Source organism: Ruegeria pomeroyi DSS-3 (assembly GCF_000011965.2).
Classification (GTDB): Bacteria; Pseudomonadota; Alphaproteobacteria; order Rhodobacterales; family Rhodobacteraceae; genus Ruegeria_B; species Ruegeria_B pomeroyi.
The window spans coordinates 3,832,988-3,856,641 of sequence record NC_003911.12 but is presented as its reverse complement, the minus strand read 5'-3'; the positions used below and the strand labels follow the sequence as shown (position 1 = coordinate 3,856,641).

Below are 23,654 nucleotides of genomic sequence, written 5' to 3'. Positions count from 1 at the left end.
CCGATGTTCGAGACCGAGAAATCCACCGCCTCTGCCTGGTTCCGCGACTTGCGCGACCAGATCGTCGCCGCCTTCGAGGGGCTGGAGGACAGCCATGCCGAGGGGCCGTTCAGCGAGATGGCGCCGGGCCGGTTCGAAGTGACCGAGACCACGCGGCAATCCGACGACGGTTCGGACGCGGGCGGCGGGCTGATGAGCGTGATGCGCGGCGGGCGCGTGTTCGAAAAGGTCGGCGTGAACATCTCGACCGTCTATGGCACGCTGGGCGAGCGGGCGCAGGCGGCGATGGCCGCGCGCAAGGGCATTCCCGGGATGGCGGACGATCCGCGCTTCTGGGCCTCGGGCATCAGCCTGGTGGCACATATGCAGAACCCGCATGTGCCGGCGGTGCATATGAACACGCGGATGTTCTGGACTCCACATGCCTGGTGGTTCGGGGGCGGTTCGGACCTGAACCCCTGTATCGAATACGCCGAGGACACGGCGCATTTCCACGCCACGCAAAGGGCGCATCTGGATCCGCATGGGAGCGAGCATTACCCGCGTCTGAAGGCCTGGGCGGACGAGTATTTCTATATCCCGCACCGCAAGCGGGCGCGCGGCGTCGGCGGCATCTTCATGGATGATCTCTGCACTGGCGACTGGCAGGCGGATTTCGCGCTGACCCAGGATATCGGGCGCGCCTTTCTGCCGGCCTATCTGTCGTTGGTGGAACGCCGCCGGGTACAGCCTTTCGACGAGGCCGAGAAAGAGGCACAGCTGGTGCATCGCGGGCTCTATGCCGAATACAACCTCGTCTATGACCGGGGCACCAAATTCGGGCTAGAGACAGGTCACGATGCCAACGCGGTGCTGATGAGCCTGCCGCCGCTGGCGAAATGGATCTGATCGGGGCGGGGGGCGCTGCCCCCGTCATCTGCGATGACTCGCCCGGAGTATTTTCAGCGAAATGAAAGGGCCGACCGGTTTCCGGGCCGTCAGGGGCGCAGCCAGAAATCGTCGGTCAGCCGGTCATAGCAATAGTTCTGCGCCAGCGAGGCGTTCATATTGTCGCCGACCTTCTTGACGCTGACCGAATAGCCCGGTGTGGTATCGGCCCCCTCGGGCGGTTGCAGCGAGAATTGCACACCCTTGCGCCCCTTGACGGTGGCCGCGGGGCCCACCGGGCGGACCAGGTAAATCCGCTGGGTGGCGCTGGTGCGCAGCACGCGAATGGCATAGTCGCCGGCGCCGCACCAGAAATCCTTGGGCGCCGAGCCGTGCCGGTTGACCACTTCGAACACGCCCTTGCTGACGGGATAGACCTCAAACCGGTTGAAGGCCTGAAACCCCATCGCCATGCCGGGCAGCAACAGCGCCGCGGTGACGAGGGTCCAGCCTGTCCTGCGCCGTGTCATGATATTACTCCTGCGCGACAATGGGTTGGCCCTTGCAGGATAGAGGGATTCGCAGCGCGCGCCAATGCGTGCCCTGGGGCGTGGTCTGGGGCGTGCCGTCAGGCGCTGCGCCACCCGGCCTCGCGCAGGGCGGCGCCATAGCTGGGTGCGGTCTTCATCCGGCCACCCAACCCCTTGTCCAGCAAAAGCGCGTGCATTCGGGGCAGGTTATAGCAGGGCACATGCATGATCATGTGGTGTTCCAGGTGGTAGTTCACCCAATAGGGCGCCACCAGCAGCCGTGCGATCGGACCGGCATAGGTGGTGCGCACGTTCTGGAACGGATCCTCGGATTGTTCGGTGGCGCCATGTTCGGCGATGTTGCGGATGCGCAGCACGAACTGGAACCAGGTAAGATAGGGCAGGATCCAGAATGCGAGCCCCCACCACCAGTCGCCCGCGAGGCTGATCAAGAGCGCAATGCCGACGAAGACCGGCAGCGATTTCCACAGCTGCGGCGCCTTAAAGCTTTGTGCGAAATCCGAAGCCGCAGCCTTGATCGCCTCGTCATCGCCAGCGAGGCGGAAGGACATCATGATCTGGCCGATAAGCTGCTTGATCCCGGTGCGCCCGGTCAGGTCGCGGGCGAATTTGCGCTGCATCGAGGCGTGTGAAGTGGGAAACTTCGACGACAGCACAAGGTCGGGGTCCTTGTCGGTCTGGGTAAAGCGGTGGTGGGTCAGGTGATAATGGCGATAGGCGGCCAGTTCCGCCAGGATCGGGCGGCCGCAGAGCCATTCGCCCACAATGTCGTTGAGCCGCCGGTTGCGGAACAGCGCGTTATGCGCCGCCTCGTGCATCAGGATGGCAAGGCCCAGCTGGCGCGAGCCGATCACGACCACTGCCAAGGCAAAGGTCAGCGGGTTGGGCCAGAGACCAAAGAGCGCCACCGCCAGCGCGATGGTGCCCCAACAATGCGCCACCAGCCAGAGGCCCATGGCATCAGAACGTTCCGCCAATGGTCGGATTTCTTCGGTGCCGAGATAGGCTTTGCCTGGTGTCATGTTGCGTCCTCCCTGGAAAAAGCGTCTCAGGTCCGGTGGGCAGCTGTCAAACAGAGCGCAACGTCATTTCTGGGGCAGGCCGAGATCAATCAGGAGCTGGATATTGGGTTCGTCGGCCGCAACCCAGCGCGACCAGATCGGAAAGCGGAAGGCGCGGCGCCAGAATTCAGCCGTCAGGGCCGGGTATCTTTCGCGCGCTTGAGCAAGGTAATGCGCGGCCTTGTCCCGGTTGCCAAGCTTGGCGTGTTTCAGCGCGGTGGCCATGAAGACGAAGTAATCCGCGTTTGCGAACCGGCAGGCGGTTTCATAGGCGGCCAGCGCCTCGGGTTCGGCGGCGTCGATGTCGCGAAAGGTGAAGGCGTTGCCAAGCTGGAACCAGAAGCCCCAGGCCATCGGGTCCTTGGGGTTCAGACGCAGCGCGGTGCGGGCGGCCCGTTCCAGCCGGTCGCAATCGAGCCTTTGCATGAACAGGCAGGCGTGGCAGCGACCGAAATGCAGCACCGCGTTGTTGGGATTGAGTGCCTCGGCCTTGTCCAGCGCGTCGGCGGCATCCTGTTCCCGCCCGGTTATGGCCAGCAGGACGCCCAGCGCGACATAACCGATTTCAAGGCGATCGTCGCGCTCGATGGCTTGCGCAGCATGGTCTAGCCCAGTCGAGATTTCGGCGGCCGGGTCGCGCGTCCGCCCGGTAATGACCTTCACCCAGGCGAGGCGCGCCAGCAGCGCGTGCGGCAAGGCGAAATCCGGATCGGCGGCAATCGCGCGGGTGTAGTAGGCATGTGCCTGCGAATAACCCTCGTCGGTGTAGCGGGTGAATTCGGAATAGCCCTTTTGGCACATCTCCCAGGCGGTCAGGCTGTCGGTGGGTTTGCGGCGCGCAAGGTTGCGTTCGTGCGCGCCCAGTTCCGGCTCCACCCCGGACAAGATGGCGGCGGTCAGCTCGTCTTGCAGATCGAACAGATCGGCCATGGTCCGGTCCCAGCGATCGGCCCAGACATGGGCACCGGTGCGGGCGTCGATCAGCTGCGCGGTGGCGCGCAGCCGGTCGCCTGCGCGTCGGACGGAACCCTCGACCACATAGCGCACCCCCAGTTCCTCGGCGATCTGGCGCACGTCCTTGTGGCTGCCCTTGTAGGCAAAGGCAGAGTTGCGGGCGATCACGGTCAGGGTGCGGAAGCGGCTGAGTTCGGTGGTCACGTCCTCGACAATGCCGTCGGCCAGGAAATCCTGTTCCGGGTCGGCCGACATGTTGTCAAAGGGCAGGATGACTACGGCGGGCAGTTCGGCGCGCACCGCGGGTTTCTCCGCGGCGCAGGCGATGCCTTCTGCGCCTACACGCCAAACCTCGACCGGGTCGGGGATGTTCTTGACCGGCTGCGGGCCCAGTTCGATCAGTTCGGCGTCGACCTTGCCGCGCACCTGGTCATGGACACTGCGGGAGATGCAGATGCCGCCGGGAGTGGCCAGGCTTTCCAGCCGGGCGGCGATGTTGACCGCGTCGCCGAGGATATCGTCGCCATCGCTGATCACGTCGCCCAGGTGGATACCGACCCGGAACAACATCCGGGTATCGGGGGCGGTTTCTACCTGGTCGCGTGCCACCTGTTGCAGGATGGCGACAGCCGACCGCAGGGCGGCGACGGGAGAGGCGAACTCGACCAGCATACCGTCGCCCATGGTCTTGATCAGCCGCCCGCCCTCGCGGGACAGGTCGGGCCGGACGATGTCGGCAAAGAGGTGGCGCAGGCGAGTGACCGTGCCTTCCTCATCCGCAGCCATCAGGCGCGAATAACCCGACAAGTCGGCGGCGAGGATGGTGGTCAGGCGGCGTTCCATGCAAGGTCTCCGGGCGGGCGCAGCGATGCGCCCCGCCTACTATGCCCCGGGAACCGGCGATGACAAAGCGGCAAAGGCCGCGCGGGTGGTCAGCCGCGCCAGTCGAAGAAGCCGGGCCCCGCCTGTGCCAGCAGCTCGCGCGCCATTTCGGTGCCCAGCGCCGGGCCGTCGGCCACGTCGCCGCTGCGGTCAAGCGTGATCGCTTCGGACCCGTCGGGGCGCAGCACCTCGCCGCGCAGGCGCAGGGTGGTGCCGTCCAGCTCGGCCAGACCGGCGATGGGGGTCTCGCAGGATCCGTCGAGTGCAGCGAGCAGCGCCCGTTCGGCGGCCAGCCGCTGACCGGTTTCGCCATGGTGGATGGCGGTCAGCATCTCGGCGGCGCGGGTATCGTCCATGCGCCGTTCGATCCCGATGGCGCCCTGTGCGATGGCGGGCAGCATGTCGTCGGGCGAGATCGCGGTGGCGGGCACCTCGGCCATGTTCAACCGTCGGATGCCTGCCATGGCAAGGAAGGTGCATTCGGCCACGCCCTCGGACAGTTTGCGCAGGCGTGTCTGCACATTGCCGCGGAACTCGACAACCTTGAGGTCGGGCCGACGATTGAGCAGCTGCGCCTTGCGGCGCAGCGACGAGGTGCCGACCACGGCCCCCAGCGGCAGGTCGCGGATCGCCGAATGGCCGGGCGAGATGAAGGCGTCGCGCACATCCTCGCGCGGCAGGAAGGTGTCGAGCACCAGACCGGCGGGCTGTTCCACCGGCATGTCCTTGGTCGAATGCACTGCGATGTCGATATCGCCGCGCAGCATCGCCTCTTCGATCTCCTTGGTGAAGAGGCCCTTGTTGCCGATCTCTTTCAGCGGGCGGTCGGCCTCGATCATCGCGCGGTTGTCGCCGGTGGTCGAGATCACCACGATCTCGAACGCGTCCTCGGGCAGGTCGAAGGCGGCACCCAGGCGATGGCGGGTCTCATACGCCTGCGCAAGCGCCAGCGGCGAGCCACGGGTGCCGATCTTCAGCGGCGATGCGGGAGAGGGGAGTGCGATTTTCATGGACGTCAGCTTTAGTCGCGTCACATTGCCCTGACAATGGGGGCTGCGCTTGACAAATTGCCGCCGAAGGCGGACCCGTGGCGCAAAGCGAAGGATGGGGGCGGATATGGCCGAGACAAAGAAACTGCTGCGGGTGCTGGCGGGCGAGGTGCTGGACACCCCGCCGATCTGGATGATGCGGCAGGCCGGACGGTACCTGCCGGAATACCGGGCCACCCGTGCGCAGGCGGGCGATTTCCTGTCGCTGTGCTATAATCCCGAGCTGGCCGCCGAGGTGACGTTGCAACCGATCCGCCGCTATGGGTTCGACGCGGCGATCCTGTTTGCAGATATCCTGTTGGTGCCGCAGGCGCTGGGCGCCGATCTGTGGTTCGAGACCGGCGAGGGGCCGCGTCTGTCGACCATCGGGGCGCAGGCGGATTTCGACCGGCTGAAGCCGGTCGACGCAATCCACGAGACGCTGTCGCCGATCTATGAGACGGTGCGCATCCTGACCCGCGAATTGCCGTCGGAGACGGCGCTGATCGGCTTTGCCGGGGCGCCCTGGACCGTGGCCACCTATATGATCGCCGGGCGCGGCACCCCCGATCAGGGTCCGGCGCATGCGCTGCGCGAGGGCAATCCGGCGCTGTTTGACGCGCTGATTGCGCGACTGACGGCGGCCACCATCGAGTATTTGAGCGCCCAGATCGAGGCGGGGGCCGAGGTGGTCAAGATATTCGACAGCTGGGCCGGGTCGCTGAAAGGCGAGGCCTTCACCAAATATGCGCTGGAACCCTGCCGCGAGATTACCCAGGCGCTGAAGGCGCGCCATCCCGGTATCCCGGTCATTGGATTTCCGCGCGAGGCGGGTCAGGGCTATGTCGGCTTTGCCAAGGCCACCGGCGTTGATTGCGTGGCGCTCGACAATTCGGTGACGCCGGACTGGGCGGCGGCGCATGTGCAGGTGGACGGCTGCGTGCAGGGCAACCTGGCCTCGTCGCATATGGTGACCGGCGGTCAGGCGCTGGTGGATGAGACGCGGCGCATTGTCGAGGCGTTTTCCAAGGGGCCGCATATCTTCAACCTGGGCCACGGCATCACGCCGGATGCGGACCCGGAGAACGTGCAGCTGATGATCGACACGGTGCGCAAGGGTTGAGCGCGGGAGCGAGGGGCGCTGCCCCTCGCGCTCCCCGGAGTATTTCGGACCAGAAAGAAGCAGATCAGGGTTTGGCGGCTTTTGCCAGTTCGGCAAGGATCTCGGCCGTGTTTTCGCCGCGCGCAGGGCTGGGTTTTGGTCGCCAGTCGCGGCCTGCGAAGCGCGGGGCAGGCGCGGCCTGGAGCGCGCCGTCAATCTCACACCAGGTGCGGCGGGCGGCGTTCATCGGGTGGTGCTGGGCCTCGTGCGGGCTGAGGACGGGCGCGACACAGGCGTCAGTACCTAGGAAGAGATCGGCCCAATGGTCGCGCGGCTGTGTCGCGAACAGCGCCGCGAGGCGGGTCGTGAGCGTGGGCCAGAGTTTCGGCGCGAACTGCTGCTGGAACTCGGGGTCATCCGACAGTCCAAGCCGGTCGAGGAAGAGCGCGTAGAACTTGGGCTCCAGGCATTGCACGGTGACATGGCCGCCATCGGCGCAGGCATAGGTGCGGCTCCAATGCGGGCCGTCAAGCAGGCTGTGCCCGCGTGTTTCGGACAGGCTGCCGGTCTGGCCGAGGCTCATCAGCAGGTTCATCATATGGGCCGAGCCATCGTAGATGGCCGCATCGACCACGGTGCCTTGCCCGGTGGCGCGGGCGTTCAGCAGGCCGGCGAGCAGACCGGTGACCAGATACATGGCGCCGCCACCGATATCGCCCACCAGCGTCGCGGGCGTCTGTGGTGCGTCGCCGGGGGCCGAGCCGTACCAGAGCGCGCCCGAGAGCGAGATATAGTTGAGGTCATGCCCAGCGGCATGGGACAGCGGCCCATCCTGACCCCAGCCGGTCATCCGGCCATAAACCAGCGCCGGGTTCAGCGCATGGCAATCCGCCGGACCAAGGCCAAGCTTCTCCATCACGCCGGGGCGGAAGCCTTCGATCAGCGCATCGGCGCTGGCGATCAGGGCGCGGGCGGTGGCGATATCGGCGGCATCCTTGAGGTCAAGCGCGATCGAGCGTTTGCCGCGATCCAGAAGCGAGCGTTCCGGCATGCCGGGTGTCACCGCGCCGCCCTTGCGGTGAACGGTGATCACATCGGCGCCCAGATCCGCCAGCAGCATGGCGGCAAAGGGTCCGGGGCCCAGCCCTTCGATCTCGATGATGCGGGTGCCGTTCAGCATGATGCTCTCCTTCTCTTAGCGGCAGGTTCCCGGCCCCGCGTGCCGAAATCAAGCGCGGCGGTGCCGCATGACGTGGCGTTGTATTTTGTCCACGCTGCCCTGCATGCTCTGCTGGGGCGCAGTCAGGGAGGAAGACATGTCCGTTGTTGCCTATGAAAAGGACGGGCGTATCGCCCGGATCACGCTGAACCGGCCCGAGGTGATGAACGCCATCAATGACGAACTGCCCGGCGCGCTGGCCGCAGCCGTGGCGCAGGCGGATGCGGATCCGGGCGTGCATGTGATGGTGCTGTCAGGGGCGGGGCGCGCGTTCTGCGCGGGCTATGACCTGACCTATTACGCCGAGGGCAACGGGGCGGGTGAGGTGACCCAGCCGATGCCCTGGGACCCGATCAAGGATTACCGGTTCATGTGGGCCAATACCCAACACTTCATGTCGCTCTGGCGGGCGGCGAAGCCGGTGGTGTGCAAGGTGCACGGCTTCGCGGTGGCGGGCGGGTCGGATATCGCGCTGTGTGCCGATATGACGATCATGGCCGAAGATGCACAGATCGGGTACATGCCCTCGCGGGTCTGGGGCTGTCCGACAACGGCGATGTGGGTCTATCGCCTGGGCGCCGAACGGGCCAAGCGGATGCTGTTCACCGGCGACAAGATCACCGGGCGTCAGGCGGCGGATATGGGGCTGGTGCTGGAGGCGGTGCCGGCGGAGCATCTGGATGACCGGGTCGAGGAACTGGCCGCGCGTATGGCGACGGTGCCGATCAACCAGCTGGCGATGCAGAAACTGGTGATCAACCAGGCGATCGAGCAGACCGGGCTGATGCAGACGCAGCGGCTGGCGACGATCTTTGACGGTATCACCCGGCACAGCCCCGAAGGCATCCATTTCAAGGAACGCGCCGAAGCAGTCGGCTGGAAACAGGCGGTGGACGAGCGCGACCAGGGCACCTGGGACTGGACCGCAAACGCGGAGATCCCGAAAGGCAACCGCTAGGTTCGCCGGAGCCGCATTGTCTCGTAGGTGAGCGGCGTGCCGGTGGCGCGGTCGACCACAACCGGGTCGACCTCGTGCCCGTCCGCCTGCGAGACGACCCGAACCGGCGGTGGCAGGTCGCTGGGCAGGTTCTCGGTCGCCCAATCGACCAGCATCAGCATGACAGGGCCAAAGGCACGTCCCGCCGGGGTCAGCCGGTAATCGTGCCGCAAGGGCCGCTCCTGATAAGGAGTGCGGTGCATCAGGCCCAAAGCCTCAAGCTTTTTGAGCCGTTCCGCCAGAAGATGGCGGGTGATGCCGAGGCGGTCCTGAAACCCGTCGAACCGGCGGGTGCCCAGAAACGCCTCGCGCAGGATGAGCAGGGTCCAACGGTCACCCACCACCGACATGGCGCGGGCGACAGGGCAGGAATCGTGATCGAGATCGCTCCACTTCATGCTCATAGACGTAACACGAAACTTGTGGGTTCCAAATAGGAACTTAATTGGGCATAGTGAGTTCTGTTTTGGAACTTAATGGGAGAATCGGGAATGTCGATTGCAGATCCGTCCGGCCCGCTTGATCAGCCCACCCAGGCCGAACCGCTGACGATACGGTTGACAAGGGCGGCCGCTGCCATCGCGTCGCGCGGGGCCCCGGACCTGTCGGCGGGGCTTCTCGAGCGCATTTTCACAACGCCGCGCCGGTATTCGGTTCCCGCGCGTGAACGGGATTGGATGGTGGGTGCGCGAACCGATCATCTTGAACTGGCTGGTGGTTTGCGCATTCCGCTCTATCGCTGGGGGAGCGGGCCGACGGTGCTCTTGATCCACGGCATGAGCGGACGCGGCAGTCAGATGGCGGGTTTTACCGCCCCTCTGGTGGCGGCCGGCTTCAGCGTTGTCGCCTTTGACGCGCCCGGACATGGCGCAGCCCCAGGCAGACGGTTCTCGCTGCCCGAATATGCGCAGGTCGTCTTGCAGATCGCGGCTCACCTCGGCCCCTTGGCCGGAGCCGTGGCGCATTCGGTCGGCGCCGCAGCAGCCACCGTCGCTATGGGCGCGGGCGCCGAAATCGACCGCCTCGTCTATTTCGCGCCTCTCGAGGACATGGCCGACCAGCTGTTGCGGCTTGCGCGGTTTTTAGGGTTTTCGACACGGGTGGCGGGCCGGACGCAACACCGCCTGGAAACCCGGCTGGGCGTTCCGATGGAGGCGCTGCGCGGCCGCGACATTGCCCGCACCATGACCCGGCGCCTGCTGGTGTTTCATGATCGCTACGATAGGATGGTTCCCTTTTCAGACGGTGCCACGCTGGTGCGCCACTGGCCCGGCGCCCGCCTGATCACGACCGAGGGTTTGGGGCATGCAAGGATACTCCGTGATCCCGATGCGCTGGAGCGGACGGTTCGCTTTTTCGCCGGACCTATGAGCGGGCACGAAAGCAGCTGAACGGAGGGGGCGCTAAACAGGTTCAAACTGTCGACAGGTCTGCCCTGCCAAAGGTCATCTTGTCATGCTGGATCGGGCAATGTTCGTGGCCGCGAAAACGCCAGGTTGATCGACGGGGCGTGGCTGGTGCTGAATAAACCGGCCAGTTGATCTGTCAGGGTCGACCGCGCAGTTGCGTGGCGGCCATATCACCCGGGTATTGCCTGCGCCTGTGGACCGCATCACGGCAGCGCCAAAACCACGTCGGCCTCTCTCTGGAACCGGCGCACTCAGGGCCGAGCGTTATGGACAGGCGCGAATGCATGGGCGCGTTCTAGTAACGCCCCTTGACCTCGGACCGCGCGACCACGCGCGCCTTTGCCCGTTCGCGCAGGAACACGAACAGACCCGATCCGGCGATCAGCGTCATGCCGGCCCAGACCTCCCAATCCGGCAGGTCGCCCCAGATCATCCAGCCCCAGAACACCGCCAGCGGCAGACCGACATATTCGAAGGGCGCCACCGTTGCCGCGTCGGCCTGGCGATAGGCCTGCGCCAGGCAATAGCCGATGATCGCCGAGTTCAGGCCCAGCCCGGTCAGGAACAGCCAGTCCTGCCCGCTGGGCCAGGTCCAGGCGCGCAGCAGAAAGATCAGGCTGGGGTCCGAGCTTTCGTCAACGAACCGGCCATCGCCCGCGACCAGATAGAACAATGCGCCGACCAGGATGAACATCAGCTGGATATAGACCGACAGGGCAGAGGCCTTGCTGGTCACTCCCAGTTTGCGGGTCATCAGTTGCAGCAGCGCATAGGTCAGCGCCGACAGCACCGGCAGCAGCAGGACCAACCGGCTTGCCTCGAGGCTTTCGGCTCCTTGCCAGGGGCGCTGCATCAGGATCACGCCGGAAAAGCCGACCAGCACCGCGCCCAGCCGCAGCGGGCCGACACGTTCCTTGAGGATCGGAACCGACAGCAGCGTGATGAACAGCGGCGCAGCAAAGAACAGCGCCGTCACATCCGCCAGCGGCGCCACTGCCAGCGCGGCGAAAAAGCTCATGTTCGAGATCACCACCAGCAGGCCGCGCAATGCGTGCAGGAAGGGATGTTTGGTTTTCAGGATCCGCCACCCGCCCTCGGCCCAGACCAGCCCAAGCGACAGCACGATCCCGACCGCCGAGCGGGTAAAGACGATCTGATGCAACGGATAGGAACCCGACAGCTGCTTGACCAGCATGTCGTTGAGCGAAATGGCGAGCATTCCGGCCATGATAAAGGCGATGCCGGCGCCGGGCCGGTGATGTGCCGTGTCGGTCATATCGTGGATCCTGTCCGGGCCCGCGCGCCCCGTCTCTGGCTATCACGGATTGACCGGTGCGCCATGCCCATTTTCGATAGCCCCTCTGGTTGCCGCATGCCGGGCCGGGCGTTAGCACTGGCCCGGCACGCAGAACGGAGGCACCCCATGCAGATGCAAGATACCCGCGCAATCCCGGCCGATCCGGCAACGGTCTATGCCGCGCTGCTTGATCCGGCGGTTCTGTGCGCCTGCGTGCCCGGCGCGCAAGAGGTGACCGGCACAGCCAATGACGGGTTCGAGGCGGTGGTGGTGCAAAAGGTCGGGCCGGTGAAGGCGACGTTCCGGGGCACCGTCACCCTCTCGGATCTCGTGCCCGGCGCCGGGCTGACCCTCGCGGGCGAGGGCAAGGGGGGCGCGGCGGGGTTCGCCAAGGGCGGCGCCGAGGTCCGCCTTGCCCCCGATGATGCGGGCGGGACGCTGCTGTCCTACCGGGCCGAGGCGCGGGTGGGCGGCAAGCTGGCGCAGCTTGGCAGCCGCATCATCGACGGGTTTGCCCGCAAGATGGCGGATCAGTTCTTTGACAATCTGCAAGCGCAGTTCACGGTCCAGGCCGAGGAGGACCCGCAAGGGGCCGAAGAGGCCGCCCCGCCCCGCAAGACCTGGTTCGGGCGAGGCTGAGCGGGGTCGCATATTCGCTCTGTTCCCGGGATGCGGCAGATTGTAGGGTTCCCGCAAGAACGGGACCAATACATGACGACCATTCTTTCGATCCGGGACTTGCGGAAATCCTATGCCGACGGGTTCGAGGCGCTTAAAGGCGTCTCGCTCGACATTCGCGAGGGCGAAATCCTGGCGCTGCTCGGCCCCAATGGCGCTGGCAAGACCACGCTGATCTCGACCGTCTGCGGCATCACCACGCCGACCTCGGGCAGCGTCACCGTGGGCGGGCATGACATTCAGTCCGACTACCGCGCCGCCCGCCGGATGATCGGTCTGGTGCCGCAGGAAATCGCGCTGGAACCCTTTGAAAAGGTGATGAATACCGTCCGTTTCTCGCGCGGCTTGTTCGGCAAGCGCGCCAATGATGGCCGCATCGAGGAGGTGCTGCGAAAACTGTCGCTCTGGGACAAGCGTCGCAACGCGATCAAGGAACTGTCGGGCGGGATGAAACGCCGGGTGCTGATCGCCAAGGCGCTGGCGCATGACCCACGCGTGCTGTTTCTGGACGAACCTACCGCCGGCGTCGATGTGGAACTGCGTAAGGACATGTGGGAAATCGTGGCCGAGCTGAAGGCCGCCGGCGTCACCATCATCCTGACCACCCATTACATCGAAGAGGCCGAGGCCATCGCCGACCGCATCGGCGTCATCAACAAGGGCGAACTGCTGCTGGTCGAGGACAAGGCAAAACTGATGGCGCGGATGGGGCGCAAGCAGCTGGACGTGCTGCTGACCCGGCCCATCGCCGAGATCCCGGCCAGCCTTGCCCGTCACAACCTGTCGCTGGGCGCGGCCGGCGATGTGCTGATCTATAGCTACGACACCCATGCCGACCGGACCGGGATCACCGCGCTGCTGAACGATGTGGCGCAGGCCGGGCTGGTGCTGCGCGACGTGGTTACCCGACAGTCGAGCCTAGAGGAGATCTTCGTCACCCTCGTAAAGGGAGAGACACAATGAACTGGGCTGCCATCGCCGCCATCTACCGGTTCGAAATGGCCCGGTTCTTTCGCACCCTGGCGCAGAGCTTCATTTCACCGGTGCTCAGCACCTCGCTTTATTTCGTGGTGTTCGGCACCGCTATCGGCAGCCGCATCCAGGAAATCGAAGGCGTATCCTATGGCGCCTTCATCGTGCCCGGCCTGATCATGCTGTCGGTAGTGATGCTGTCGATCTCGAACGCCTCCTTCGGCATCTATTTCCCGAAATTCCTCGGCACCGTCTATGAACTGCTCTCGGCGCCGGTCAATTTCATTGAGATCGTGATCGGCTATGTCGGCGCGGCGGCGACCAAGGCGCTGTTCGTGGGGCTGGTGATCCTGGCCACTGCCAGCTTCTTTGTCGATCTCAGGATCGAGCATCCCTTTGCCATGGCGGCCTTCCTGGTGCTGACCTGTCTCAGCTTCTCGCTGCTTGGCTTCATCGTTGGCATCTGGGCCAGCAATTTTGAGCAGATGTCGCTGGTGCCGCAGTTGGTGGTCACGCCCCTGATCTTTCTGGGCGGCACGTTCTACAGCATCTCGATGCTGCCGCCGGCCTGGCAGACGGTGACCTTGTTCAACCCGGTGGTCTACCTGATCTCGGGGTTCCGCTGGTCGTTTTACGGGCTGGCCGATGTGCCTGTCGGGCTGAGCCTGTTGGCGATTGCCGGGTTCACGGGGCTTTGCCTGGCGGTGATCTGGTGGATCTTCCGGACCGGCTGGCGCATCCGCAGTTAAGGGGGGGAGCACGTTGCAAATTTGCCCGGTCGCTGTGGGAAAAATGTTGCCGTCGCGTATCTGTCATGCCACGCGTCTTGTTTGTCGGCAGGGCGCGCTCTACATCGGCTGCCATGACACTCGCCCTTCCGTTTAAGAAAAAGCCACCGCTGGTGGCCGTGGTTCGCCTGTCCGGCGCGATTGGTCTCGCCGGGCGCGGGGCGCTCAACGACACCACGCTCGCCCCCATGCTGGAGCGCGCCTTTCGCAAGGGCAAACCTGCCGCCGTGGCGCTGGAAATCAATTCGCCCGGCGGCTCGCCCGTGCAAAGCTCGCTGATCGGGGCGCGCATCCGGCGACTGGCCGCCGAGCACAAGGTGCCGGTCTATGCCTTTGTCGAGGATGTGGCCGCCTCGGGCGGGTATTGGCTGGCCTGTGCCGCTGACGAGATCTGGGCCGATGACAGCTCGGTCCTGGGTTCGATCGGGGTGATTTCGGCCAGTTTCGGCGCGCATGTGTTCCTGGCGCGCCAAGGGTTCGAACGGCGGGTGCACACCGCGGGCAAGTCGAAATCCATGCTCGACCCGTTCAGCCCCGAAAAGAAAGAGGACGTGACCCGGCTCAAGGGATTGCTGGGCGACATCCACCAGAATTTCATCTCTCATGTGAAAGAGCGCCGGGGCGACCGGCTGGACGCCACCGAGGACCTGTTCACCGGCGAGGTCTGGCTGGGCGCGCGGGCCCGCGATCTGGGGCTGATCGACGGGATCGCCCATCTGAAACCCAAGATGCAGGAGCGGTTTGGCGACAAGGTGCGGTTCCGCCGCTACGGTGTCCGTCGTCCGTTCTGGTCGCGCTTCGGCGTGCATCTGGCCGAGGACGCCCTGGCAGGCATCGAGGAGCGCGCGGCCTTCGCGCGTTTCGGTCTCTGAGATGCTGGTCAAGATCGTTGCCCTGTTCCTGGTTGGCATGATGGTTCTGGCCATGTTCGGACGCCTGCGGTTTCCGGGCGCGTCCCGGTTGAAATCGGCCAAATGCCCGCGGTGCGGGCGCTACAAGATCGGCAAGGGCCCCTGTGCCTGTGGACATGGAGGCCGCGCATGATGCCATGGATCCTTTCGGCGCTGGGGCTGGTCATCCTGCTTCTGGCCGGGGACGCGCTAGTGCGGGGGGCGGTCAATCTCAGCCTGAGGCTGGGGGTGCCAGCGCTGATCGTCAGTCTGACCATCGTCGCCTTTGGCACCTCGGCGCCCGAGTTGCTGATCTCGATCAAGGCCGTGCTGGAACATGCGCCGGGCATTGCGCTGGGCAATGTGGTCGGTTCGAACACCGCCAATATCCTGCTCGTGCTGGGGGTGCCCGCGCTGCTGGCGACGCTGCACACCAGCGAATGCAACACGCGGCGCAACTATGTGCTGATGATCCTGGCCTCGGTCCTGTTCATCGGGCTGGCCTTTTGCGGCACCTTCACCGCCACCAGCGGCCTGATCCTGCTGGCCGGTCTCGGGCTGATCCTGGCCAATGCCTTCCGCGAGGCGCATGCCCATCGCAAGGCCTGTGGCGACCCCTGCGCCGATGACGATCTGGAGGCGCTGGAAGAGGCCGATCCGGACATGCCCTGGTGGCGCATCGGCATCTATCTGCTGCTTGGCCTGATCGGGCTGCCGATGGGGGCGCATCTGCTGGTCGAGAATGCCTCGATCATCGCGCGCACCTATGGGGTCAGCGAGACCGTGATCGGCCTGACCCTGGTGGCGGTCGGCACCTCGCTCCCCGAGTTGGCCACCACCGTGATGGCCGCGCTCAGGCGTCAGGCCGATGTGGCGCTGGGCAATGTGATCGGGTCGAACATGTTCAACCTGCTGGCCATCATCGGTGTGGCCACGATGTTCGGTCCCATTCCCGTCGATCCTGAATTCCTGCGCTTCGACCTCTGGGTGATGCTGGCAGCCTCGCTGCTGCTGATCCCCTTCGTGTTCTTCAAGTGGGACATCACCCGCACCTGGGGGGTGTTCCTGACGGGTATCTACCTCGTCTATATCGTTGTCGTCCTGATCTAGGCGACCCGCAACAGAGAGGAGCGGTCATGGCATTGGCGCTTGTCACCGGGGCAGGTATCCGTCTGGGCCGAGCCATGGCGCTGTATCTTGCCGGGCGCGGTCATGACGTGGCGGTGCATTACGCCCGATCCGAGGCCGACGCGGCCAATGTGGTGGAACGGATTCATCGGTTGGGACGGCGCGCCGTGGCGCTTCAGGCCGATCTGCTGGATGAGGGTCAGATGCAGGCGCTGCTGCCGCGCGCCTGCGAGGCGCTGGGCGAGCCGGTGACCTGCCTGGTCAACAATGCCTCGATTTTCGAGTATGACAGCCTGTCCAGCGCCAGCCGGCAAAGCTGGGACCGTCATATGGAAAGCAATCTGCGCGCGCCTTTTGTGCTGACGCAGGCGATGGCGGCGCAGGGGCTGGAACCGGTACAGGACGACAATGGCGAGCCGGTGGCGACCGGATTGATCGTCAACATGATCGACATGCGGGTGCGCAAGCTGACGCCGGAGTTCATGACCTACACGCTGGCCAAGGCCGGGCTGTGGACCCTGACCCAGACCAGCGCCCAGGCGCTGACACCGGCGATCCGGGTCAATGCGATCGGCCCCGGCCCGACGTTGCAGGGCCACCGCCAATCGCCCGAACACTTCGCCAACCAGCGCGCCCGCACCATCTCGGGGCGGGGGGCGAACCCGCAGGATATCACCGCCGCTTTGGGATATTTCCTTGATGCCCCTGCGGTCACCGGGCAGTTGCTTTGCGTGGATGGCGGTCAGCATCTGGGATGGCGCACCCCTGACGTTCTGGGCGTTGAATAGAGGTTTGCGCTGCAAGTTTTGCACCGGCTTGGATGACGTCACGAAAGCGTTACAAAAAGGCCTTTGTTTTCATTTACTTGCAGCACATTGAAAAAAATCGCTCGTGATATCAATGCGTTGAGTTGGCGCCTAATTTTTAGGCAACTCGGCAAACCGCCCGCGAAACAAGGGAAATTCTTCTCAGTCTCAAACTTGTCTTCAGACTTATCCACATAATCCGTGGATTTGTTTCCTCTTGAACCGGGCGCCACAAGATTGCAGCCGAGGCCAGAGAATCATATCTCGGGTACATGCAAGACACCAACCCGTCCCAACCCGATTCCCCGATTACCGGTTATGCCTGTATTCAGGACTATTTGCGCAACCTGAGTGGCGCGCCCGGTGTCTACCGGATGCTCGATGCGCAGGCGCGGGTGCTCTATGTCGGCAAGGCGCGCAACCTCAAGGCGCGGGTGTCGAACTATGCCCGTCCGGGCCACAGCCCCCGGATCGAGCGGATGATCCGCGAGACCGCTTCGATGATGTTCCTGACCACGCGCACCGAGACCGAGGCGCTGCTGTTGGAACAGAACCTGATCAAGCAGCTCAAGCCGAAATACAACGTGCTGCTCAGGGACGACAAAAGCTTTCCCAATATCCTGGTGGCCAAGGATCATTCCTTTGCCCAGATCAAGAAACACCGGGGCGCGAAGAAGGAGAAGGGCACCTATTTCGGTCCCTTCGCCAGTGCCGGTGCGGTCAATCGCACCCTGAACCAGCTGCAAAAGGCGTTCCTGCTGCGCAACTGCACTGACGCGGTGTTCGAAAGCCGCACCCGACCCTGCCTGCTCTACCAGATCAAGCGGTGCTCGGCGCCCTGCGTGGGTCTGATCTCGGATCAGGACTATGCCGCCGCCGTCAAGGATGCCGAACGCTTCCTCTCGGGGCGTTCTACCCGGGTGCAAGAGGAGCTGGCCGAGCAGATGATGGCCGCGTCCGAGGCGATGGAGTTCGAGCGTGCAGCAGCCCTGCGCGACCGGATCCGGGCCTTGACCACGGTGCAAGGCACCCAGGGCATCAATCCGCGCGGCGTGGCCGAGGCGGATGTGGTGGCCTTGCATCTGGAAAACGGGCAGGCCTGTGTGCAGGTCTTCTTCATCCGGGCCAACCAGAACTGGGGTAACCGCGATTTCTATCCCCGCGTGGGCGAGGATGTATCGGCAGCCGAGGTGATGGAGGCCTTTCTCGGTCAGTTCTATGACAACAAGGAACCGCCCCGGCAGCTGATCCTGTCGGACGCGATCGAGAATGCCGACCTGATGACCGAAGCGCTGAGCGAGAAGGCCGGGCGCAAGGTGGAACTGCTGGTGCCCCAGCGTGGTGAAAAGGCCGAACTGGTCTCGGGCGCGCTGCGCAATGCGCGCGAGTCGCTGGCCCGGCGCATGTCCGAAAGCGCCACCCAGACCAAGCTGTTGGGCGGTCTGGCCGAGGCTTTCGATCTGGACGGGCCGCCGCAGCGGATCGAGGTTTATGACAACAGCCATATCCAGGGCACCAATGCAGTCGGCGGCATGATCGTGGCGGGGCCCGAAGGGTTCCTGAAGAACCAGTATCGCAAGTTCAACATCCGGGGCGACGACCTGACCCCCGGCGACGATTTCGGCATGATGAAAGAGGTTCTGACCCGTCGGTTTACAAGGCTGCTGAAAGAGGACCCGGACCGCGACAAGGGGCTGTGGCCCGATCTGTTGCTGATCGACGGCGGCGCCGGGCAGGTCAGTGCGGTGCACGAGATCATGATGGCACACGGGGTCCAGGACATTCCGATGGTCGGGGTGGCCAAAGGCATCGACCGCGACCACGGCAAGGAAGAGTTCCACCGCACCGGCCAGCGCCCCTTTGCCCTGAAACGCAACGACCCGGTGCTCTATTTCATCCAGCGGCTGCGGGACGAGGCGCACCGCTTTGCCATCGGCACCCATCGCGCCAAGCGGGCCAAGGCGGTCAGCGCAACCCCGCTCGACGATATTCCCGGCGTCGGCGCCGCCCGCAAACGCGCGCTGCTGGCCCATTTCGGCAGCGCCAAGGCGGTGAGCCGCGCCGATCTGGCGGACCTGACCGCGGTCGAGGGCGTGTCTGCGGGGTTGGCGCAGAAGATCTACGACTTCTTCCACGAAAGCTGACTTGCCATTTGCGGCCCTCTGCGCTTGGCTTGGCGGCAGGGAGGATTTTTGATGACAGTGATGCAGGGGTTTCCGCCGGCCGAGGCTGACCGCGCCACATTGGCCAACTGGCGCACCCGGCCCTATTCGGCCTGGGCGTTTCACCATGTGCGCGAAATCGTTCCCTCGGCACCGATTGCCAACGCGCCGGGTGACGTCTGGAGGCTGGAGCAGGGCGCACCGCTGCTCTCCGATGAGCTGCTTGGTGATATCCTCGCCCCCACCTGCACCGATGCGCTGGTGGTGCTGCATCAGGGCCGCGTGGTCCACGAGGTCTATCGCAACGGCATGGGGGCGGAGGATCCGCATATCCTGATGTCGGTATCGAAGTCGATGCTGGGCCTCCTGGCCGGGATTCTGGCGGACAAGGGGCTGTTGGACCTGACCGCGGAGATCACCGATTACATTCCCGAACTGGCGGCAACCGCCTATGCCGGCGCGACGGTGCGCCAGGCGCTCGACATGCGGGTGGGCGTCGAGTTTTGCGAGGATTACACCGCCACCACCGGCCCGATCATTGCCTATCGCAAGGCGGCGAACTGGAACGTGGTCGAACCGGGCGATACGGTGCCCGACCTGCGCGGGTTCCAGCAGACGCTGACTGCGCATGACGGGCCGCATGGCGGGCGCTTCCACTATGTCTCGCCGGTCACCGACCTGTTGGCCTGGGTGATCGAGCGGGCGGCGGGGCGGCGCTATGCCGACCTGATGTCAGAGCATCTCTGGCGGCCCATGGGTGCCGAGCAACCGGCCTATATCACCGTTGACCGCATTGGCGGGCCGCGCGCGGCAGGCGGCATGTGCGTCACCGCCCGCGATCTGGCGCGGGTGGGTCAGCTGATCTGCCGGGGCGGCGCGCGCGCGGACGGCCGCCAGGTGATCCCTGCCCGCTGGCTGGACGATATCACCACGCAGGGTGATCACGAGGCCTGGGCGACGGGAGATTTCGCCGAACGTTTCCCGGATTACGACATGGTCTATCGCAGCAAATGGTATATCCACCGCGGGGCCAAGCCGCTGATCCACGGCATGGGTATCCATGGACAATTCGTCTTTGCCGATCCGGCCCGCGACCTGGTGGTGGCCTGGATGGCCTCCGAGGCGGATCCCACCAGCGACGGCGCCTTTGGTCTGCGCTATCGCCTGATCGAGCAATTGCGCGCGGCGGTCTGAGGGGTGCGCTGTTTCTGTCCTCTTTCCCAATCGGTCCGGGCAGGATAAACCCGGCGCATGAAGTGGAACCTGCCCAATATCCTGACTCTGCTGCGCCTGCTTGCCGCGCCCGGCCTGGCCGTCATGTTTCTCTATTTTACCCGGCCCTATGCCGATTGGTTCGCGCTGATCCTGTTCGTTTCGGCGGCGATCACCGACTGGTTCGACGGCTATCTGGCAAGGGCCTGGAAACAGGAAACCAAGATGGGCGCGATGCTGGATCCGATCGCGGACAAGGCGATGGTGGTGATCGCGCTGATGATTCTGGTGGGCTACTCGACCGAGCACTGGACGCCCTGGCTGGTGCTGCCCGCCACGGTGATCCTGTTCCGCGAGGTCTTTGTCTCGGGCCTGCGCGAGTTTCTGGGCGATGTTGCCGGAACGCTCAAGGTCACCAAGCTGGCCAAGTGGAAGACCACCGCCCAGATGATCGCCATCGCGGTGCTGTTCAGCCAGGGGATTTTCGAACACTATCTGGTGATGTCCTCGTTTGGCATGGATCAGGGCATCGTCGATCAGATCATGGCGGGCGAGGTGGCGGATCTGCAGGGTCTGCGCTGGAAGCTGGACGGCATGATCTGGTCCGGGCGGGTGGGCTTGTGGCTCTTGTGGATCGCGGCTGGTCTGACCCTGATCACGGGCTATGATTATCTGCGCAAGTCGATGCCGCATCTGAAGGAGACGCGCTGATGGATGTGCTCTATTTCGCCTGGGTCCGCGAGCGGATCGGCATCCCGCGCGAGCGGATCGAAACCGGGGCCGAGACCGTGGCACAGCTGGTCGAGGAACTGCGCGCGCGCGAGCCGCGTTACGAGGCGGCCTTCGCCGATCTCAGCGCCCTGCGGGTGGCGCTGGATCAGGATCTGGCCGATTTCGACGCATCGCTCAGCGGCGTGCGCGAGGTGGCCTTCTTTCCGCCGATGACCGGGGGCTGAGCCCGATGCGGGTGGTGGTCCAGCAGGAACCTTTTGACCTTGGCGCCGAGGCCAACGCCTTTGCCGCCGCCGATACCGGCATGGGCGCCATCGTGACCTTTACCGGCGTGGTACGCGATCTGGCGCAGGGCGATCTGGATGTGATGGAGATCGAGCACTATCCGGGCATGACCGAAAAGGCGCTGGCCAGGATCGCCGCCGAGGCGCAAGAGCGCTGGTCGCTGGGTGATGTGCTGGTGATCCATCGGTACGGGCGGCTGGCGCCCGGCGACCGGATCATGATGGTCGCCACCGCCGCCCCCCATCGCAAGGATGCGTTCGAGGCCGCCGAATACCTGATGGACTATCTGAAATCCCGCGCGCCGTTCTGGAAAAAGGAAATCACCGGGACTGGCGCAGGCTGGGTCGCCGCCAAGGACGAAGACGAAGACGCCCTGACCCGCTGGTAGGCGCGTCGCGCCAATCCTCAGCCGTGATGATGGCGCAGCTCTTCGGCCTCTTGCCGGGCGGCGCGCAGCCCGTCCATGGCCGCGCCCAGTTCCGCTTCGGTCTGGGTCAGCTGGTTGGTCAGCTCGGCCTCGCGCTGTTGCAGATAGGTGATCGCCTGATCGCGGGCCTCTTCGGCCTCGTGCAGTTCCTGGCTCATCCGGTCCAGATCGGCCACATCGCTTTGCCGCACGCGGGTGAACCGGTGCACCAGCCAGTTCGCGAACCATCCCATGGAAAAGGCCACGAACAGGATGATGGCGGTGGTGATGATGAATTCGGTTCTGTTCACTTACTGATCCTCCCCGGTGGTCCCGGTGGTGCTCTGCTCGGTATCCGCATCGCCGGATTGCTCTGCCTCGACCTGTTCCAGCGCCGTGGTGTGTTCGTCTGCCTGTTCCGGACGGATCAGACGGAATTCGATGCGGCGGTTGGCTTCGCGGCCATCCTCGGTGCCATTATCGGCGATCGGTTGGCTTTCGCCATAACCGACGGCGGCATAGCTCGCGGTCAGCACCCGGCGCGCGCGCAGCTCGTTCAGAACCGACTGCGCGCGCGCCTGGCTAAGCTGCTGGTTCATCTCTTCGCGGCCCTGACTGTCGGTGTGACCCTGGATCTCCAGCCGGATCGGTCCGCAGCTCTGCAACAGGTCCGCGATCCGGTCCATCGTGCCCGAGGCACTGGCCGCAATGGTGGCAGAGCCGGGTTCAAAGGCGATCTTGTCATTTGCCTGCACCTCGGCCAGCAGCGCCTCGCACCGGTCGGCGTCCAGGCTGGTTTCTGCGGGTTCGGGCGGCGCCTCATAGGCTATTTCCAGATCGAAGCTCTGGTTTTCGCCCAGCTTGTCGGCCAGCAGGCGGGCGATCTCGGCGCTGGCCTCTTCCACATGGCTGGTACCGCGCAGCATCACCCGGTCGGGGCTGACCACCAGTGCGCCGTTTCTGAGCGTCGCCAGCGCCTCGAGCCCGGCCAGCACCCGAACAGGCCAATCCGCCGGCAGGTCGGGTACGATCCGGGCGGCGGTATAGACCGCGGTCGAGCCAAAGGCGGCCTTGGCATAGCTGTCCACCATCTCGCGTGCGTGATCGCTGCCAAGCCGTCCGCGCAGCTGCACCAGCCCCTCGGGGCTGAGCGTGGCGGTGAATTCGGGCGGGCCGGCGGTCTGCTTGGTTTCGGGCTCGGGCAAGACTGCATGCAGGGCAAACACATCGGGCAGGCCGGTCTCCAGCTCTCCGACCACGCGGTCGAACAGGGCCGGGTCGGTGCCCTGCGCCACCACCAGAGTGATATCGGCATCGGCAATGGTCACGGTGCCCTGACCCAGCTCGGCCAGGGCGGCAAGGCTCAGCTCGGCGGCCTTGGCCCAGCGGGGCGAGGGCACCCCCATGCCGATGGTGCAAGAGGCGCTTTCCTGCATCCCGGCGGCGCGCGCGGCACTCAGGATGCGGTCGCGCGCGGCCTCGGTATCGGCGGCGCAGGCGTCGAAACGGGCGCCGTCCTGGTCGATCAGGAAGCGCAGGGTAAAGGGCGTCAACACCGGGCGCGGTGCCGCGATATCAAGACCGATCCGCAGCGAGGGTGGTGCGGCGCGGTTCAGCGCCTGCTCCAACCGCTTCTTGTCGGCGCCGCTGTCCGAGATGGCGCGCACCGTCACCCGCCCGGCGCTGACCGAGATCTTCGAGCGCGGCAGCATGCCCAGCGCGACCACCGCATAATCCATCGCATCCTGCCAGCCTTCGGGGACCGGATAGCTGGCGGTTTCCAGCAAATCGGCCACCTGCTGCCCGTCGGCCAGCCGTTTCAGCGAGGTCAGCAGGGCCTGCCGGTTCATCGAGGCGGGAACCAGGCCGATGATCGACACGCCGGAATCGTTACGCAGAATCTCGATCGAGAATTTCGGAGCGGCCAGTCCCGCCGAGGGCCGCACCTGCATCAGGTCGATAACGCGCGAGGCATCGACCTCTCCCCCCACGACCGACAGCGCATTGAACCGCGTCGCCTCGTCCGGGGCCATACCGGTGACGATCACCTGCAAGCCGTTGGCCTGGACTTCGGCCCAGTTATGGCCAGCTCGGTCCAACCCGCGCCGCACGGCGATTTCCGAGTTCTCCTCGACAGCGGTCACGGCGAAACTGGCGGCCACACCGCAAATCAGCGCTGCCAGAACAAAGGTCAGCGCGACCACGAGGGTCAGAGGAAGTCGCATCAG

The 23,654-nt window shown here is 65.0% G+C and carries 24 protein-coding genes; 15 read left to right on the top strand and 9 right to left on the bottom strand.

From position 1 onward, the window contains the following. The first annotated feature begins 3 nt into the window (after positions 1 to 3). Positions 4 to 888, top strand: a complete 885-nt coding sequence (hemF, locus tag SPO_RS18515) for an oxygen-dependent coproporphyrinogen oxidase (RefSeq protein WP_011049333.1) — start codon at positions 4 to 6, stop codon at positions 886 to 888. Between the two features lie 89 nt (positions 889 to 977). Here hemF and SPO_RS18510 read toward each other — a convergent pair whose 3' ends face one another. From SPO_RS18510 to hemC, 4 genes are all read right to left on the bottom strand, one after another. Further along, positions 978 to 1,397: a hypothetical protein gene (locus tag SPO_RS18510; protein WP_044028809.1), complete on the bottom strand. Its 420-nt coding sequence runs from the start codon at positions 1,395 to 1,397 to the stop codon at positions 978 to 980. A gap of 98 nt (positions 1,398 to 1,495) precedes the next feature. Then, positions 1,496 to 2,440 carry a fatty acid desaturase family protein gene (locus tag SPO_RS18505; RefSeq protein ID WP_011049331.1) on the bottom strand — a complete coding sequence of 315 codons (945 nt, stop codon included), beginning with the start codon at positions 2,438 to 2,440 and terminating at the stop codon, positions 1,496 to 1,498. Between the two features lie 63 nt (positions 2,441 to 2,503). Continuing rightward, positions 2,504 to 4,276 carry an adenylate/guanylate cyclase domain-containing protein gene (locus SPO_RS18500; RefSeq protein WP_011049330.1) on the bottom strand — a complete coding sequence of 591 codons (1,773 nt, stop codon included), beginning with the start codon at positions 4,274 to 4,276 and terminating at the stop codon, positions 2,504 to 2,506. Between the two features lie 89 nt (positions 4,277 to 4,365). After that, positions 4,366 to 5,325 (bottom strand): hydroxymethylbilane synthase, encoded by a 960-nt coding sequence (gene hemC, locus SPO_RS18495; RefSeq protein ID WP_011049329.1) that lies wholly within the window; start codon positions 5,323 to 5,325, stop codon positions 4,366 to 4,368. 106 nt (positions 5,326 to 5,431) lie between these two features. On the opposite strand from hemC, the gene hemE reads away from it, so the two are divergent. Then, positions 5,432 to 6,466 (top strand): uroporphyrinogen decarboxylase, encoded by a 1,035-nt coding sequence (gene hemE / locus SPO_RS18490; protein ID WP_011049328.1) that lies wholly within the window; start codon positions 5,432 to 5,434, stop codon positions 6,464 to 6,466. A 64-nt stretch (positions 6,467 to 6,530) separates the two neighbouring features. On the opposite strand, the gene SPO_RS18485 is transcribed toward hemE, so the two are convergent. Further along, positions 6,531 to 7,625, bottom strand: a complete 1,095-nt coding sequence (locus SPO_RS18485; RefSeq protein ID WP_011049327.1) for a CaiB/BaiF CoA transferase family protein — start codon at positions 7,623 to 7,625, stop codon at positions 6,531 to 6,533. Positions 7,626 to 7,761: 136 nt separating this feature from the next. On the opposite strand from SPO_RS18485, the gene SPO_RS18480 reads away from it, so the two are divergent. Further along, positions 7,762 to 8,622, top strand: a complete 861-nt coding sequence (locus SPO_RS18480) for a crotonase/enoyl-CoA hydratase family protein (protein ID WP_044029400.1) — start codon at positions 7,762 to 7,764, stop codon at positions 8,620 to 8,622. On the opposite strand, the gene SPO_RS18475 is transcribed toward SPO_RS18480, so the two are convergent. Further along, positions 8,619 to 9,059, bottom strand: a complete 441-nt coding sequence (locus tag SPO_RS18475; protein ID WP_011049325.1) for a winged helix-turn-helix transcriptional regulator — start codon at positions 9,057 to 9,059, stop codon at positions 8,619 to 8,621. The genes SPO_RS18480 and SPO_RS18475 overlap by 4 nt on opposite strands. Before the next feature lie 93 nt (positions 9,060 to 9,152). On the opposite strand from SPO_RS18475, the gene SPO_RS18470 reads away from it, so the two are divergent. Beyond that, on the top strand, positions 9,153 to 10,052 hold the full coding sequence (locus SPO_RS18470; protein ID WP_051420403.1) for an alpha/beta fold hydrolase: 900 nt from the start codon (positions 9,153 to 9,155) through the stop codon (positions 10,050 to 10,052). Positions 10,053 to 10,365: 313 nt separating this feature from the next. Here SPO_RS18470 and SPO_RS18465 read toward each other — a convergent pair whose 3' ends face one another. Further along, positions 10,366 to 11,346: a DMT family transporter gene (locus SPO_RS18465; RefSeq protein ID WP_011049323.1), complete on the bottom strand. Its 981-nt coding sequence runs from the start codon at positions 11,344 to 11,346 to the stop codon at positions 10,366 to 10,368. 147 nt (positions 11,347 to 11,493) lie between these two features. On the opposite strand from SPO_RS18465, the gene SPO_RS18460 reads away from it, so the two are divergent. The 11 genes from SPO_RS18460 (at position 11,494) to SPO_RS18405 (ending at position 21,408) form a co-directional block, all read left to right on the top strand. After that, positions 11,494 to 12,006, top strand: coding sequence for a CoxG family protein (locus tag SPO_RS18460; RefSeq protein ID WP_011049322.1), 513 nt, complete (start codon positions 11,494 to 11,496; stop codon positions 12,004 to 12,006). A 72-nt stretch (positions 12,007 to 12,078) separates the two neighbouring features. Further along, positions 12,079 to 13,008, top strand: a complete 930-nt coding sequence (locus SPO_RS18455; protein ID WP_011049321.1) for an ABC transporter ATP-binding protein — start codon at positions 12,079 to 12,081, stop codon at positions 13,006 to 13,008. Next, complete coding sequence (locus SPO_RS18450) at positions 13,005 to 13,766, top strand: ABC transporter permease (protein ID WP_011049320.1); 762 nt, start codon at positions 13,005 to 13,007, stop codon at positions 13,764 to 13,766. The genes SPO_RS18455 and SPO_RS18450 overlap by 4 nt, the downstream gene beginning before the upstream one ends. A 113-nt stretch (positions 13,767 to 13,879) precedes the next feature. Then, the gene (locus tag SPO_RS18445) at positions 13,880 to 14,677 is read left to right on the top strand and encodes a S49 family peptidase (RefSeq protein WP_044028808.1); all 798 of its coding nucleotides are present in this window, start codon (positions 13,880 to 13,882) and stop codon (positions 14,675 to 14,677) included. A gap of 168 nt (positions 14,678 to 14,845) precedes the next feature. Further along, complete coding sequence (locus SPO_RS18435) at positions 14,846 to 15,805, top strand: calcium/sodium antiporter (RefSeq protein WP_011049318.1); 960 nt, start codon at positions 14,846 to 14,848, stop codon at positions 15,803 to 15,805. Between the two features lie 26 nt (positions 15,806 to 15,831). Further along, a complete protein-coding gene (locus SPO_RS18430; RefSeq protein ID WP_011049317.1) occupies positions 15,832 to 16,611 on the top strand; it encodes an SDR family oxidoreductase in 780 nt (259 codons plus the stop codon). A gap of 290 nt (positions 16,612 to 16,901) precedes the next feature. Continuing rightward, positions 16,902 to 18,773 carry an excinuclease ABC subunit UvrC gene (uvrC, locus tag SPO_RS18425; protein ID WP_011049316.1) on the top strand — a complete coding sequence of 624 codons (1,872 nt, stop codon included), beginning with the start codon at positions 16,902 to 16,904 and terminating at the stop codon, positions 18,771 to 18,773. Between the two features lie 51 nt (positions 18,774 to 18,824). Beyond that, on the top strand, positions 18,825 to 19,985 hold the full coding sequence (locus SPO_RS18420; RefSeq protein WP_011049315.1) for a serine hydrolase domain-containing protein: 1,161 nt from the start codon (positions 18,825 to 18,827) through the stop codon (positions 19,983 to 19,985). Positions 19,986 to 20,042: 57 nt separating this feature from the next. Beyond that, the gene (gene pgsA / locus SPO_RS18415; protein ID WP_011049314.1) at positions 20,043 to 20,714 is read left to right on the top strand and encodes a CDP-diacylglycerol--glycerol-3-phosphate 3-phosphatidyltransferase; all 672 of its coding nucleotides are present in this window, start codon (positions 20,043 to 20,045) and stop codon (positions 20,712 to 20,714) included. Beyond that, positions 20,714 to 20,959 (top strand): molybdopterin converting factor subunit 1, encoded by a 246-nt coding sequence (gene moaD / locus SPO_RS18410; protein ID WP_011049313.1) that lies wholly within the window; start codon positions 20,714 to 20,716, stop codon positions 20,957 to 20,959. The genes pgsA and moaD overlap by 1 nt, the downstream gene beginning before the upstream one ends. Before the next feature lie 5 nt (positions 20,960 to 20,964). Continuing rightward, positions 20,965 to 21,408: a molybdenum cofactor biosynthesis protein MoaE gene (locus tag SPO_RS18405; protein ID WP_011049312.1), complete on the top strand. Its 444-nt coding sequence runs from the start codon at positions 20,965 to 20,967 to the stop codon at positions 21,406 to 21,408. A 17-nt stretch (positions 21,409 to 21,425) separates the two neighbouring features. Here the strand turns inward: SPO_RS18405 and SPO_RS18400 are convergent, their stop codons facing one another. Both SPO_RS18400 and SPO_RS18395 read right to left on the bottom strand, forming a co-directional pair. Further along, positions 21,426 to 21,737 carry a hypothetical protein gene (locus SPO_RS18400; protein WP_011049311.1) on the bottom strand — a complete coding sequence of 104 codons (312 nt, stop codon included), beginning with the start codon at positions 21,735 to 21,737 and terminating at the stop codon, positions 21,426 to 21,428. After that, complete coding sequence (locus SPO_RS18395) at positions 21,738 to 23,651, bottom strand: OmpA family protein (RefSeq protein ID WP_011049310.1); 1,914 nt, start codon at positions 23,649 to 23,651, stop codon at positions 21,738 to 21,740. Between the last annotated feature and the right edge of the window lie 3 nt (positions 23,652 to 23,654).